The following is a 15,516-nucleotide window of genomic DNA, read 5'->3' as shown; positions in this document are numbered from 1 at the left end:
CGATTCTTATTTATGACAAAAATATGAGTAATAACCAATTTCTTAATGAGATTCCGGATCTGGGACAGCAGATAGCTGATCTGAAAGGGATCGTTGCCGAGAAAGAATTGATGTTGTCGCTGAGTTCTGATATTTCCCATATTAAGGCAAAAAAAGAACTGATGCAGCTGATCCGGGAGAAATTTCAAAGATTGTTTTATTTCCATCACTGCACCATTGTGGTCAACAGCGATGATAAAAGCACTTTCAAAGCTTTTCTTTTGGACCCGAACTCGAAGATGAAGACCCATGGAAATTATAACCGGATCATTACCACGGACTATAAAACCGAGGACGGACTTGTGGACGTTATCCAGGCCTCCGAAACACCTGTGATCTTTAATCTGGATCATATGGTGGCTTCTGGCCGGGCTCCTGAATACATCAATATCATGCACAATTCGGGGATAAAACAGCTGATGGGCATTGCTTTGCAGAATGAAGGTCAAATGATTGGTGTACTGAGCTTTTATTCCGATTTAGAAGAAAACTTTAATCCAAAAATGTTCCCGGTTATTCGCGGTATTGTTGGTCAGATTTCCCTGTCTGTTGTCAATATTATGGCAGCGGAGACACTGGAAAACAGAATCAAAGAACGGGACATTCTTCTGTCGATCAGCAGCGCTATTGCCAGCGTCAAGGACAGGAACTCGCTTCTTGAAGTCATCAACAGTAATCTCAGACAGCTGTTTTATTTTACGCACAGCGTCACGCTTCAGGTCAGCAGCGACGAGCAGTATATGACCGCATTTTTACTCGACCCGTCTTCACTGAGTAAAACGGAACCCAATTATAATGAGGTTGTCAGCAGTCGTATCGCAGTTCACGACGGCATTATTGATAAGCTGCTAGAAAATCACGTACCCTTGTTGTTTGATATACAACAGGAAGCTGAAAGACCTGATGCACCGGACTATATCAAAATGAATCACAATGCAGGATTAAAAGAACTCTTGTCCGTAACGCTGCGAATTGCTGACAGAAAACCACTGGGGATAATTTGCCTATATTCCGACAGAAGAGGTTGTTTCGAAAATGAGGTGCTCAGTCTGGTTCAGGGCGTTGCATACCACATCTCGACGGCGATGGCGAATATTCTGCACCATGAAGAGATCAGGATTCGGGAAAATGAGAAATCTGTGCTGCTGTCATTAAGCAATTACATGGCGCAGGCCCGTAAAAAAAATGACCTTGAGCAAGTCATGCAAAGGGAACTCAAAAAGATCTTTTATTTTTCGCATAGCAGTATTGTATTGTTTTCAAATGACAAAAAAACATATCAGAATTTTGTCGGCGACGACAGGATAGAAAAAGAAGATAATCTTTTTGACGCAAATACTCAAAACAGCAGCTATCCTTTTGATTTCAATTCATGTTCTGTTTTGCATGCAAGCCGCCCAATATTGCTTGACCTTTTTGCTCTGGAACAATCGGGTAAGCTTCCTGAAGTTTTAAGAACGCATTATGCATCAGGAATCAGACAATCGATTTCAGTGGGATTAAGAAATGAAGGCGAGATATTCGGGATGCTCACTTTTTACTCAGACAAAAAGGAAAGTTTCTGTGAAAATCACATTGAGATAATTAACGGAGTAGGTAGCCAGATTGCGATTGCTGTGGCCAACATTATCGCTAATGAAAATATTGAACGTAAAGAAAAAGATACACAAATATTGCTGACGCTGAGTGCTGATATGGACAAGGTCAGGGACAGAAACGATCTTTTGCATATTGTTAAAGGTAAATTGACGGAGTTAATTTCCTTTGCCGATGTTGCTATTACGCTTTACAATGCCGAGAGCAAAACATACCAGGTTTTTGCACATCAGGTCATGGACAAGCGGGAAAATCATCCAAAATTTCAGTCTGTAATTTCCCCTTCTTATCCTGTTTATGATGGTATTCATGAAGTAGCGCTTCAGGCGGACGGTCCTGTTATGGTAGCAATTGAAGATGCCATGAAAAGTCCCAATAAACACCAGGGAACACAATTTATTTACGAATCCGGAATAAAGAAAATGTTACTGGTGAAGTTGACTAACAACCAGGAAGTGATTGGGTTTATAAATATTCTTTCTGAAAAAGTGAATGCGTTTGATGAAATTAATCTGACCATATTAAAAGGAATTACAGATCAGTTGTCAACTGCGATTTCCAATGTATTGTCGCTGGAAGAAATCAAAAGGCGCGATCATGAAAATGAGATTTTACTTGGTATCAGCAATGCGCTATCGTCGGTCAGGGAGAAGAAAATGCTGATGTCTGAGATCAAGCAGCATCTTCGAACATCGCTGACTTTTGCCGACATATGCATTTCTTATTACAACACTGAAAGAGGCACATATACAATTTTTGCCCGCGAAAATGAAAAGTCATCGCAACATCCTGATTTTGAAGAAATTGTGGCCGCTGAATTCCCCATTCAGGATGGAATGCACAATGTAACCATGATTTCAGATTGCCCGGTGGTCTTTGATTTTGAAAGATTATCGGCGATGAAAATGCCGCATATCGATTTTATTATCGACACAGGGATTCGGGAAGTGGCGTGCATCCGGCTTAAAAACAAGGACGAAGTGATCGGCGCGTTGGTGCTGCTTTCGGATAAGGACCATTCATTTTCGAAAAACGACGTTAGTTTGATTGAACGTGTTTCCCACCATTTAGCAACAGCTGTCTGCAATATTCTGGCCAACGAAGAATTGAAAGAAAATGAGCGCGAAAAAGCGTTACTGTTGTCGGAAAAATCGCAATTACTCTCCTTCAGCAGTGACATTACATCGGTCAGAGATAAAAGCGAGCTTTCAAGGATCATTTTTGAAAGGCTGCGTGAAATGATCAGTTATGATGAATTTGTGATAGCTATGATGGACGAAAAGGGTTTGTCTCATTATCCCTATCTGCATGTTTTTGCCGATGAGAGTAAAACACATCCGATGTATCCCAGAATGTCGACCGTGTATTTTCCGGTAAATGACGGCTTTTTCGACCAGGTGATTAAAGCGTCGAATCCGATTGTTTTTGATCTTTCAGTACTTGTTGAAAGTGACAATGCGCCTGAATATCTACGATTCGATTATGAGAATGGCATCCGCGAAATTGTAGGTGTGCCGCTGGTAGACGGCAATAAAATTTTGGGTGCTTTTTTTATTTTAGTGAAAGAACCGGGAAATTGGAATGAGCCTGTATTACGCCTTGTCCAAGGAATTTCATATCAACTGTCCATCGCCATTGCGAACCTGCTGGCAAATACAAGAATTGAGTTGCAGCTGGCCGAGATTAATAAATACAAACAGCAGCTGGAAGAAGAAAAGCTCTATTTGCAGGAAGAGGTGAGTTTGGGTTACTCCTACAAAGACATTATTGGTTCCACACCGCAGATGCAAAGGGTATTTCACCTGCTTTCTCAGGTTTCTTTTACAAATACCACGGTTCTGTTATTGGGAGAAACCGGTACAGGAAAGGAACTGATTGCAAGAGCTATACATAATTCTTCTTCCCGAAAGGACAAGCTTATGGTGAAGGTAAATTGCGCCGCGCTTCCCGCAAGTCTGATTGAGAGTGAGTTGTTTGGACATGAACGGGGAAGTTTTACCGGAGCAACTGAGCGCAGGTTAGGAAAGTTTGAACTTGCCAACCACGGGACTTTGTTTTTGGACGAAATAGGTGAAATGCCTCTTGATCTTCAAGTAAAACTGTTACGGGCCTTGCAGGAGCGGGAAATCGAGCGGGTAGGAGGCAAGTCGACGATAAAAGTCGATGTACGCATTATTGCGGCCACCAACCGCAACTTACAAAAAGAGGTGAATGAGGGAAAGTTTAGAAGTGATCTGTATTACCGGCTCAATGTCTTCCCGATCACCCTGCCTTCGCTTCGGGAACATAAGGATGATATCCCGGTGCTGGCTTCACATTTTCTTAGCAAGTATGCAAAAAATAATGGAAGAAAAGCCATTCAGATATCAAGTAATGCCATGAAAGAACTGAAAGCTTACAACTGGCCAGGAAATGTCAGAGAGTTGGAACATCTCATTGAACGCAGTATACTGATGAGCACCGGTAACACGGTTCGTGAAATGCATTTGCCCAAGTTGAGGAGTGAGGAAGCGCAAATACGATCGGAAGATATTTATCCAAAGACTCATGTAGAGAACGAAAGAGACTACATTATACAAGTACTAAACCGATGTAATGGTAAAATTTTCGGTTCTGGCGGCGCGGCCGAAATCATGGATATGAAAGTGGGTACACTAAACTCCAAAATGAAAAAACTGGGTATCAAAAAAGAGCAAGCAGTTTTCAAAAAGGCGTAAATTGGTCAAAATGTAATTGAGCTGAATCAATTTTAAAAACCACCGTGATGTCCGACCGTTAGTCATGTCTGAATTCAGTATTACCCTATATAAATTAACTGTCCAGGAAAGGAAAAAGGTGTGCAAAGACGCCTCCGATCAATCTCTTTGGTGAATGGACCCCAGTGCCTTGTGATGTTTCGTCATTCAACTTTTTTAAAATCTTAAAAATGATGTTTAAATTTCAACTACCCTGAAACCTATATAATCAAAACCTGTGTTTGAAGTGTATTTTCCCTAATTGTGATCTTAAAACGCTGAGCAGTATTATGCCAGCTACCTCCACGGACAATACGAAAAAGGCTGTTGGTGTACCCTGTGCGGCTCGAAACTGTACCTCTTGGATAACGTCCATAAGTGACCTGGCAAAATACAACTACGTTTCCGCTCATATCCACACCTTATCCATTTGTGTACTTCCTTCAAACAGGGTGGGTTCTGCTATTGCTTTTTTCTGAAAATCAAGCCATATTTTCGATCTTGCCAGAACCGCTGACAAGGAACTTTTCCTCGTTACTACCTCCTTGCGCCGCAAACTCCCATTGTTTTTATAGATTTTGCCAGGCCCGTACTTTACGTCTGGATCTCAGGAACTGATGCTTTTTTATATCTTTTGCAGGATGCAAATTTTGCCTCCGACTGAGTTGATAATAAGGAATTATTGCGCTGTCAAATGTCGTTAAACGAATTGTAAGAGGAACATTTTTTGCTCCAAGAAGATATCAAGTCTAAAAATAAGAAGGAGGCTGTTAAAACCCTTAGGCGAAGCTCGTTATGCTTTTACAAGTAAGTAATAATAATTATGGTCTTATTATTGTGTAAATCTGAATAATTTTTAGTGTAATCAAGATCATTGTTAACTAAATATCAACTGGTTACTGTATTTTTAGTTCGGGGATTTTTGAACATTTAGGTCAAAGCTAAATCGGGCAACTATTTTCGGGCAAACTCTCTAAATAACCCGGTGGATGGGAATAAAATTTTACCCTCAATTTTACTGCATTTTAACAGCTTATCTGTTACTGGCTGGGCTTGATGGATTTGCCCAATCCAAAAAAACGGTAAGCGGACGCATTCTCGATTTTGAGACCAAACAACCTGTAGATTTTGCCACGGTCGCGTTGCAGGATAAGGTCGGAAAGATCCTGGATGGTGTTGTATGCGACACCCTTGGGAAATTCACACTCAGACAGGTTTCTTTCGGTAATTACACACTGTCAGTCAGCTTCATAGGTTATAAAACCAAAGTGTATTCATTCGTTGTTTCCGGTAAAGCCACAGAAGTAAACCTGGGCGATATTGAACTGTCGGCGGATAATAAATCCCTGGACGAAGTGGTGGTCAGAGCCGTGAAGCCTATGGTTGAAGAAACCGACGACGGGTTTGTTTACAATGCTGAAAACGACATCAATGCTTCGGGCGGAACGGCGTCAGATCTGCTTAAGAATGTGCCGGGGGTGTCTGTTGATATGGATGGAAACCTGGAAATGCAGGGGACAACAAAAATAAAGATAATGATCGATGGCAAACCTTCCGCCATCATGGCCGGTAATATTGCTGAGGCCTTGCAGCAGATACCTGCGAATATGATCGAGAAAGTGGAAGTTATTACTACGCCTTCAGCCAAATATGCCGCGGAGGGTGCAGGAGGGGTTATAAACATCATTACAAAAAAAAGTACAAATCTGGAAGGTTATAAGGGGGGGATTACTATCACCGGAGGCAACCGGGCCAATAGTATGAATGGAAACTTCACAACCCGCATCGGGAAGCTTGGACTTCGGAGTAGTGTCGGTGGAAACCTGAACAGGAATTTTGGCAATGGCGAGAGTGAGCAGATTTATTATGCCCAGCGGCAGGTGCTTCAAAACAGTGAATTCCGCAACGACGGACAGGGGTTGAATGGCCTGTTAGGCGGCGATTTTGATTTTAATGATAAAAACAGCCTGACAGGTACACTTCGGTTCAGTAAATATCATGCTATTAATGACCGGCAAAACAATAGTTTGGTGACTTCTACCATTCCTGAAAGTTTTGGCAATATTATTTCCAATGATCGGAATAACACAGATAGCAAAAGTGCATCCGGAAGCCTTGATGCGAACCTGGACTACACCCGTAAGTTCAAAACAAAAGGTCAGGAACTTAATGTACTGATGCTGTATAGTCTTAACAACAGAGACGGAGATAACTACACCATCAGACAAAATAGGGAAGGCGTGGTCAACCAGCGGCTGCAAAACAACAATGATGCGTCTGTCAGAGAGGTTACCTTCCAAGCTGATTATGTTCAGCCCCTGAAAAAATGGGGCAAATTGGAATTCGGAGGGAAAGCGATTCTCAGAAATAATGGAAGTAACTACCAGCTGGCGAGCGCTTCGTCATCCGAGGGTGCCATGGTAATAGACACAAGAAGGACAAATATTTTCACATACGACCAGGATGTGTACTCTGCTTATTTGAGTTATAACTTTCAATTGAAGAAAAAATACAACTTCCGGTTTGGAGGGCGCTATGAGTACACCAATATTTTTGCCGATTTTGTTTCAAATGATACGACGCTTAGGAAGCCTTATCCTGCACTGATGCCAAATGTCACTATTTCCGCTCGCCTCAAAAAAGAACAGCGGATATCCATAAATTATTCGACGCAAATTTTCCGGCCTCAGATAGAATACCTGAACCCTTATCTGGATGATTCCAACGAACGCAGTATAAAGGTGGGTAACCCAAATCTGCTGCCGGAACTGACGCATAATTTGCAGCTGACATACAGCAAATACCTTAAAACACTAAGTATAAACGGCTCCGTCTACTGGCGTCAGACAAATGATGACATTGGGCAGTACCGCACATGGAATCGCGTTCGGAGCCGGTCGGCAGACAATGATTCCAATATTGCCAACGATTCGATTGACGCCATCACGACCACCTATCTGAATCTGGGCAGCAACCTTACTTACGGAACCAACATATCAGTCAGTGGACGGCTCAGTAAGCTTATCCAGCTGGGAGGGAATTTTAGTGTTTTTTACAATGAAATTAACGGATTTGTCTATAGCAGTCAGTTGAAAAAAGGTGTAACCCTGTCAAGAGGCGGCTGGATGTACAGCATTAAATTAAACGCAGGTTTTCAGGTTCCCAAAACTTTAAAAGGGCCTTTCAAGGAAGTGAGCGGACAGATCACTTCCTCTTTATCATCGCCCAGATTGACACTCCAGGGTAAAACCTCATCACTCCAGCAGTATAACATCAGTTTAAAAAAGGATTTTATGGTTCGCCAGGTAAGTAAGGACCGGGTAAGCCTGAATTTCAGTATCGAAAACTTTTTCAGTAAAGGCAATCAAATCCGTACGACAACCATTACCGAACAATTCGGTTCAACCAGTATCCAAAACTACTACAACCGTGTTTTCCGCGTGGGACTTACCTACAATTTTAGCCGTATGGAGTACAAAATAAAGCCGGATAAGGAGCAAAAAAATCATGAAAATGATGATCGCAGGAAGATAGATAACGGTGAAGTAAAAGACATTAAATTTGAGGCAGGGGACAACAGCAAAAAACCTGGCAAGAAATCTGCTCCCGCGCTTAAAAAGAATTGAGATTTGCATTTCTGGACAGTAACCGGATAAAGTTATTCTTCGTGCCTAAGCGAAATAGACCCGGGTACTGTATACGATTTGGCATAAAATTTCACCTTTCCTTCGCTCTATTGTTGCTTGGCTGATTTGCTTGGCCGCTTCCGCGCTAAAATGATAAGATATGGTAAAAAGTCAAATATACCGTCTAGTTTATTGATCCTTTTAAATGGTTAGTCACCATACTTCTTATCAAAATAATCTTTAAAGCAAGCTTTAATTCGGTTTTCAGTTTCTTGGCCGGAGCATTTAACTGTGGCCTGCAAACCTTTTTTGCATCTCCGAGAAAATGACTGTCGACCTGGTGACCGTTACGGTTGTTTTGTCTGACGAATCCAGTCAACGTCCTTATTTCGTCATCGGTAGTCTTATTCATGAACGTTCCAATGTCAAAATCTGGGCCGCCATCAGGCTTTCGATACGGGTAGGAATTCCGTATTCTTATTTTGACCAGTCTGTGATGATACTGTTGTTAAACAGGATTTATTTACCCGCAAACAAATAGCATATTATCCAATTAAGACGAAAGTTGCTTTGTGATATACAAAAATGTGTGCCGCCTTTGGGAACCACCTTAGAGGTTTTTTGAATGGTCATGCCGAAAATTGACATATAGCCCTATGATCTGGACGTTGCTTTCGATTTTCGCATTATTTAAGGCAAGATGATCATTAGCTGTTTAGATCTGCATTTTTATGATGTTGCCTATCAGTACGCTTTTAGAAAAAGCAACGCAGCGTCACTGGCGGTAGTAAAGGGTTTCAATAAGACTCAGCAGTCGCTAATGATCCTGTGATGGCTGTTCATTTCTTCTTTTTGATCACAAGATGATGGCGCATCGGGTCTGAAAGAAGTTTTTCAATCTCCAAATTCACCATATCCTTGATGTCTTCCTTAATACGCAGGTAATTACTGTATATTACAGAATCATCAACTTTACGAATGATGGGCAGCGGTTTATAGGCGTTTTGCTGTTTTTTGATGGCCTTGTGATCATTAAGAATCCGGCAGTGAAAACTTTTCAATTCCATGCGTTGATTGGGATTGTCCGCAGTAATTCCGACAAATTCACCAGCGCTTAAAGCGGCAATCTTTGAGACCGGAATGGCAGCATCGAGCTGTTTGGAACGGTTAATTGACGTATCGTGACGGTTAATGGAAAAACTTGTACGATTTTGCTGGATTCTTCCAAAGCGATCAGATAATTGTCTGGCGCTCTCACCACTGACCTGGCCGCTGATGATGTTTCCCATCACATTCATAATTACATCTGCCTGCTCTCTTCCATAGTCCTTTTTAAGCTGGCTTAGATCCTGCACGGCAATGGTTGTGCACACCTTGTTAGATCTGGCCGTAGCGATCAGCGAATCGATTCCATTGAGATACACCGTTGGGAACTCATCGAAAATAAGACTGGATTTTAATTTATCTTTCTTGTTGACCAATTTGACAAGTCGGTTGACGTACAAAGAGAGCACAGCTCCGTAAATTTGTATTTTTTGCGGATTATTTCCCATGCAAACTATTTTAGGATCGTCTGGATTGTTAATGTCAAGACTAAAATCGTTTCCGGAAAGAATATAATATAGCTGCGGAGAGGACAATCGGGCAAGGGCGATCTTTGCTGAGGCGATCTGGCCCTCAAGTTGTTCCATGGCATTGTTCAGATAAGCGCTAACAAATGGGTCTATTAATATTTCTATTTCCTTCTCTGTACGAAGCAGCGTGAAAAGGTGATCATATTCGATCTGTAAAAACTCAATCACATGCGGAAGTGTGCACAGGCTCCCGCCGTTATATTTTCTCAAAAACCAAAACACGGCCGTCAAAAGGTTTATGGGTGATTCAACAAAAAAATCGCCCTGTCTTTTGATCCACTCCCGGTTGAGGCCCAAAAGAATCGTCCGGGCTGACTCTGCCGCGTCGGTGATATCAAGCATGCTGCTGTGCTCGATGGGATTACAGCGGTGACTGCGGCTGAGATCATCAAAATTGACCGCATAAAACTTGGGCATTTTGCCGCTTGCTGCCTTAGAAGCCAGCCAGGCATTGTAGGCAATTGAGCTAAGATCATCGTATTTAAAATCATACACAAACATGGAAAATCCCTTGGCAATATGCTGTGTGATGATATGGCGTATGATAAAGTAGGATTTTCCTGATCCGGGTGAGCCCATGACCAAAATACCTCGGAAAGGTTCAATAAAATTTACCCAGCTGCTCTTGATTTTTCCTTTCAGCTCATATTCGGCTGGTAGATTCACTGAGAATTCAGTTTGGTAAAGCGTTTCATTCTGCGGAAAGCTCTCGTTTTCCCGGTTGAAAATATCACCGTTATTAAAAGGAAGGTTTATGAGTCTTGAAAGGAGTGTACCGGCTGCAAGTACTGTGAGAAAGCCGGTTGTGGTAAGCGCCATATACCAAAGACAGGCAAGCTCATTATCATAGCAGAGAGAAAGAACCTGTGCGCTTAAAAAATAAAGCAAAAGGCCAAATACCAGCAAGGCCAAGGTTTGAGCCCGGCTGAGGTTTTCCTTTTTTTTACCCTGTGCTCCAAAAAGCGAAACGATCAATAGCCCCAAAGCAAGAAGCTTTGATTTTCCGAAGCCGAAAAAAAGCCCCGTTTTGGAAATCTGAGCAAGTATCCGGTCAGTAAAAACACTTGAATAACCCCAAAGATAAAACACCTGGTAGCAGAAGTAGTAAAAATGTAGCGCTAATAAGAAAATGGAAAGCATCCGGGTTAGATCCAGAATTTTTCCAAGCGCATGCTGATTATCTGAGCTGGCCATGGCTTATTCTGTCAAGAGATTAAAGTTTTATTTTTGCGGTTTTTGCAAAGGAATTTCCTTCTCTGAGTGGTAGCTGAGAAGGGCTGGCAACAGGGTGAAAAAGATCACGAATCTGCTTGTCTTGCTGTTCGATAAGATTTGGTCTGAAATCCGAAAAATCAGAATTTAACGATACTAGCTTCTTTAGATTGCTTTCTGTGGTAACAAGGGAATGGCCGTGGATTTGTTTACTGGTCAACCGCCGGCTTAAAGCATTTATCGTGTAGTCACTGCCAAGTACATTTTGATCAAATGCGCATTGACTGCGGTGATCCACATAGATGATTGTCTCAAAATGGTTGTTTTGGTCATAAATGGGTATCATTCTGATTCCTTTGCTTTCAAGACTGCTCTTCATGTCGGTTAGGGTTGTCCCTGGGTTGAGAAGGGCCAGGTCAATTTCGTTCCTGAGTGGCCGGATGAATTTTTGTCTTTCCACAGCGTTAATTTTAAAACGTACTCTCAGATTTTTTAGGGTAGGTTTTGTGGGCAGATCACTGGCTTTAATGGGTTTTCCCTGTCTTTTTCCGTTCTCCTTTAAAAAACCGTAAATCAGTCCTTTAAATTTATAAAGGTGTGAATTCGATTTTCCTCGTACTGCTTGAACATGGTAAAGGCCAAGGATTGCATTCAACTCGTTTAAGGAAGTGATTTTGTAAGTTTTCAAAACATAGTAAACTGCACTGGAGATTAAAGTGGCTGTTGGTTGTTTGCCATAGGACGGCTTAAAGACCGGATCGCCCGGCAAGAAATGTGGTCTTTCATCAAAGGGTACTGGTTTAGTTAGTTTAAAATATTCATCGAGCTGAGCACTTATTTTTATCGATTCCCTGATATGAATATTTATTGCGCTGCCATCCCGTTTGATGCTCGTAGTTAAGAGGTGGGCATGTGGATGCCCAGCATCTAAATGCTCATAAAGCAGATATGGTTGATGCTTAAATCCCATTGCTTTCAAATAGGCTGCTGCGATTTGTTTAAATAGTTTTTGATCTATCTTATCGGCAGGAGAAAAATTCAAAGACATGTGTATCATTGGGCCTTCCACTTTATCGTTCAAGCAAAGTCGGCTTTCAAAACGAGCAATCTTTTGTTTTTTGTTTAACAGTTCCGCTTCTTTGATAAAATTTTCTCCGCCGATCAATTTAGCTTTTTTATCTTTGACTTTCCTTTCATTGTAATTCAGGGCTAAATCAATACGGGCAGATCTTTGTATATTCACAACCATTGATCGGTAATTTTAGTAAGATGGATTTCGATCTGTTCGAGCTTTTTGAGTATTTGTCTTTTTTGTAATTCAGCATGTAAAAGAGAAGACTCCGATACATGTTCTCGGTCATCAAGCAGCCCAGCTATGGCTTTATCAAGCAGATCCGTCAGCCGAACAAATTCGTCCTTCAGCTCTGCTAATTCTTCTAAATAATCATCTACAGATTTATTTCTATATGTTGAGACCATGGGTTTCTCAGCCAATAATTTAGCCAGAAAGGAAGAAAAGCTGCGGCTTGTTGATGATTGAAACTGACTTTTTAGCATCTTCAACTGTTCAGCTGATAGATAAATACCGATTCTGGATGAGCTTCTTAGACTTGATTTTGTATGCAGCACATTTTGTTCCATTTCAATATTATGGTTAATACTTTGGGATATGAATTGATTGGACCGCTAGCTGAATCTCTTACATCGATAGTCCTTTTCGATTACCAGGTTTTGGTATATTTATCTCAGGTATTTTATCGCTTTTAATTTGAATGTTTTCTTTAAGCCCACTGGCCTGCTCATTTTTCATTTGCTGACCGCGAAAGACACGGTTTTCATTTTCATCGAAGACAATTACGGCTTTAAACCGCGGATTGACTTCGATAAAAAAACGATGTTCTCTTCCATTTTCTAAAAAATGAACAGCCTGCCGGTTCCCCTTTTGCAGAGATGCAAACAGCCTTGATCTTTCGAGCTGATTAGAAAGCTCTTTAATTGGCAGGGCTGAGACGGCTTTTTCCATTTCGAATCCATAACGCTGATTGAAGTGGTCCATTTTATAATTGCCATTAGGCGTAGTCTGTTTAAAATCCAGCTGCAGCCAGGCTACATACAACTTACCTTCTTGGCTTAAAAGGTCTTTGTTGACTGCCCTACCGTCTAAAAGATTGTATGCCTCTTTGAGGGTGATGTTTCCCGTTTGCTTGTTGTTGTAAAATATATGGCTGATACGGTGATTCTGGTCCTGTTTGTTCAGAGTGCTGGTAAACCGGTTAAAAAAATAGAGATCGCTTTGCGATGAGCGCTTAAAATAAAGCTCTGATTGCATCTGGTCTCTGCCAAAGCGCGTCTGGTGAGAAAGCGTAAATTCAGGTTTGTCTTTCAGAATCTGTACTTTAAGGTCTGTTTGAAGTCCTTCACCAAAGCCGGTATACTTGAGCTGATTTGTTAGAAAGTTAAAGTTTCGCTCATTCATGATTTGAATAATTTTCAGGTGACGAAAATGTTTTAGATTAAATCGCTTTTGCATTAAGCAGCTTACGGGCAGAAACAGTCAACTGCAAGTTTCTTTCACCATGGTTTTCGTTGATCTGCAAACAAAGCCGCTTGCCTTTCACAAGACCCATTTTGGTGATCGCTATGACGTAGGTCTGACTACTTTGAGCGGCGATGCTGCTGGCCTGCATGTGAACAAAGAGCGGCTTTATCTGCTGCTGCTGTTGGGCGGCTCTTTTTAGCTTTTTATTGTCGGCGACAAACAGATTCCAGTTGCCTGCATCGTAGCTTACCCTGGCCCGGTTGGTCAATGTCAGTTGAAGATAAAAGATCTCATCGGCTACGAAAATGCCGGATAGTTTTAAGCTTGCCAGTGTAGTTTTGGCTTTCACGGATCGCATGTTTGGCGCCAAGAGAGCGGCCGACTGCGCCGTTTGGCGGATGGTGATTTCATCGGCCTTACTGCCGTTAAAGATCGCTGGCTGCTCAGCCAATAGTTCGATATTAAGCTGCAAAGGATCGTCGGCATAGTTAACCAAAAATGAATGCAACTTTCCGTCGGCTGTAATGACAGTCAGATTTGTTTGATGCATCGTCGTATTTGCCGCCTTTAGCTGAAGGATGTTTTCAATACCGCTGGCTTTTTGCGCCAGCACTTCAGCACTTCCCTTATCGACACTTTTGATCGCAAAGGGGAAAATGATGTTGACAGTTTTGTGAAAGGTAATTTCAAGTGGGTATGGCTCGATGCTGTAAAGCTGAAATGGCTGACTGTACGAGATTGTCGTCAGCAATAGCAACACAGTTTTTGCCAAGCTGATCTGTAAGATTTTCATGGAGTTGGTAGTTTAAGGTTAAAATTATAAGACGGTCGGCTGTCAGATCCCATCGGCATCAAAGAGTAAAAGCTGATAGCCCGCTTTGAGATGCAACTGGGTAAGTCTGGTCTTTTTTGAAAGCAGGCTTTTGGCCGCCTGAACGCCGGCAGATGCACTTTGAGCTGCCAATGAAGGATCCATGTTACCAATGTCAAGACTCTGGATCTGCTGGCTCAATGACTGTTTGGCTGCTTCACGGCTAATTGCGGAAGGTATGTAAATACCGGGCTGACCATCCAGATCGTAAACGGACAGATTGACACTAACCACCATACTGCCGGTGTAAACAGACCGAATCTGTACTGTTAACCGGTCCTGATTTAGACTGGCAAGTCCATACAAATAGCTATCCTTTGCAATTAGCTGGCCGCCAACATTGATATCATCCGATAGTCTGATCTTTATCGTACTGCCGCTGACAAGGGTTTGGTCCTGGTCGATGAAGGCACGGATCGCTCTGGCCTTTTGCACGCTAACGGCCTGGTCAAGACTGTAAAATTCATTCTTTTCAGTTGCAGATACCGAATGCTGCAGGTTTAGTGAATCTATGGGTTGTATCTCTCCAAGAAATCCTATATCTGAGTTGGATAATTCGGTTTGAACCTTAACAGAAGGGCTTTGCTTTCCAGAAATTGCCGCATGTGACCCTGCTTCTGGTTTTGGATTTTGAATCTGAATAATCTTTTCCAGCACGGCATTGAGTTGTGTCATCTCATCATCAGGCGTGTCCTGTCCGCCTTGCTGGAGATCATCGATAAGGGCTTGAAGCTTTTGAATTTGGGCGTTGGGCTGTGCTGAGACTAAATCCAGGCCAGTCAACTGCTTTGGCTGACTATCAGTAACTTCACTGAAAGCAGGCCTTCTTGTCTCAGAGAGCGTGGCATCGAGCGCTTTGAGTTTGGTATAGATCTGTTGTTGACTTTGTGCACTTGTAGTGGTCTTGCCGCTGGATGAGAAATCACCGCTGATACCTAAAAGCGCATTGGGCTCTGTGGTACTGCTAAATCCAGGCAGATCGTTTCTGTAAGGATCTTTTCTAATCAATTCCGCCTTTTTTGTAGAATCAAGCTGAGCCTGTTTGTAAAAACTGAGCTTATTTAGGTTTTTGCTGTCTTTGAAGACTGCGTCAGGAAGCTGCACATTGAGTCCCTGCAAATTATTTTGCAAAGGCTGGGAGGCTGCGTTCTTGGCAAACAGAACCCAGTAGAGAAACGTGACAAACGGAAGTGCCAAAACCGGCAAAGCCAAATAGAACTTTCGCTGCGCTAAAAAGCGCTCGTGCTGATTGAGATGTTGCATG

Annotated in this window: 10 protein-coding genes; 3 read left to right on the top strand and 7 right to left on the bottom strand. The window is 42.1% G+C overall.

Features of this window, described 5'->3' with window-relative positions; translation table 11 throughout:
- The first annotated feature begins 23 nt into the window (after positions 1-23).
- Positions 24-4,352, top strand: coding sequence for a sigma-54-dependent Fis family transcriptional regulator (locus E0F88_RS27065; RefSeq protein WP_131961433.1), 4,329 nt, complete (start codon positions 24-26; stop codon positions 4,350-4,352).
- A gap of 239 nt (positions 4,353-4,591) precedes the next feature.
- Here E0F88_RS27065 and E0F88_RS27060 read toward each other — a convergent pair whose 3' ends face one another.
- The gene (locus E0F88_RS27060; RefSeq protein WP_131961431.1) at positions 4,592-4,783 is read right to left on the bottom strand and encodes a hypothetical protein; all 192 of its coding nucleotides are present in this window, start codon (positions 4,781-4,783) and stop codon (positions 4,592-4,594) included.
- 576 nt (positions 4,784-5,359) lie between these two features.
- On the opposite strand from E0F88_RS27060, the gene E0F88_RS27055 reads away from it, so the two are divergent.
- Positions 5,360-7,996 (top strand): TonB-dependent receptor, encoded by a 2,637-nt coding sequence (locus E0F88_RS27055; protein ID WP_131961430.1) that lies wholly within the window; start codon positions 5,360-5,362, stop codon positions 7,994-7,996.
- A gap of 325 nt (positions 7,997-8,321) precedes the next feature.
- Positions 8,322-8,537: a hypothetical protein gene (locus tag E0F88_RS27050; RefSeq protein WP_131961428.1), complete on the top strand. Its 216-nt coding sequence runs from the start codon at positions 8,322-8,324 to the stop codon at positions 8,535-8,537.
- Between the two features lie 298 nt (positions 8,538-8,835).
- Here the strand turns inward: E0F88_RS27050 and mobC are convergent, their stop codons facing one another.
- The 6 genes from mobC to traM are packed head-to-tail and all read right to left on the bottom strand — an operon-like array spanning position 8,836 to position 15,515.
- A complete protein-coding gene (gene mobC, locus E0F88_RS27045) occupies positions 8,836-10,824 on the bottom strand; it encodes a conjugal transfer protein MobC (RefSeq protein WP_131961427.1) in 1,989 nt (662 codons plus the stop codon).
- Positions 10,825-10,843: 19 nt separating this feature from the next.
- The gene (locus tag E0F88_RS27040; protein ID WP_131961425.1) at positions 10,844-12,091 is read right to left on the bottom strand and encodes a relaxase/mobilization nuclease domain-containing protein; all 1,248 of its coding nucleotides are present in this window, start codon (positions 12,089-12,091) and stop codon (positions 10,844-10,846) included.
- Positions 12,082-12,483 (bottom strand): hypothetical protein, encoded by a 402-nt coding sequence (locus E0F88_RS27035; protein WP_131961424.1) that lies wholly within the window; start codon positions 12,481-12,483, stop codon positions 12,082-12,084. Before E0F88_RS27035 ends, E0F88_RS27040 begins: the two co-directional genes overlap by 10 nt.
- Positions 12,484-12,541: 58 nt before the next feature.
- Positions 12,542-13,318 carry a hypothetical protein gene (locus E0F88_RS27030; RefSeq protein WP_131961423.1) on the bottom strand — a complete coding sequence of 259 codons (777 nt, stop codon included), beginning with the start codon at positions 13,316-13,318 and terminating at the stop codon, positions 12,542-12,544.
- A 37-nt stretch (positions 13,319-13,355) separates the two neighbouring features.
- Positions 13,356-14,174 carry a conjugative transposon protein TraN gene (gene traN, locus E0F88_RS27025; RefSeq protein WP_131961422.1) on the bottom strand — a complete coding sequence of 273 codons (819 nt, stop codon included), beginning with the start codon at positions 14,172-14,174 and terminating at the stop codon, positions 13,356-13,358.
- 42 nt (positions 14,175-14,216) lie between these two features.
- Positions 14,217-15,515, bottom strand: a complete 1,299-nt coding sequence (gene traM, locus E0F88_RS27020) for a conjugative transposon protein TraM (protein ID WP_131961421.1) — start codon at positions 15,513-15,515, stop codon at positions 14,217-14,219.
- Position 15,516 lies beyond the last annotated feature (1 nt).

The sequence above is a fragment of the Dyadobacter psychrotolerans genome, from assembly GCF_004349265.1.
GTDB lineage: Bacteria > Bacteroidota > Bacteroidia > Cytophagales > Spirosomataceae > Dyadobacter > Dyadobacter psychrotolerans.
The sequence above is the reverse complement of the archived record's forward strand: the minus strand, read 5'-3'. Positions and strand labels throughout refer to the sequence as shown.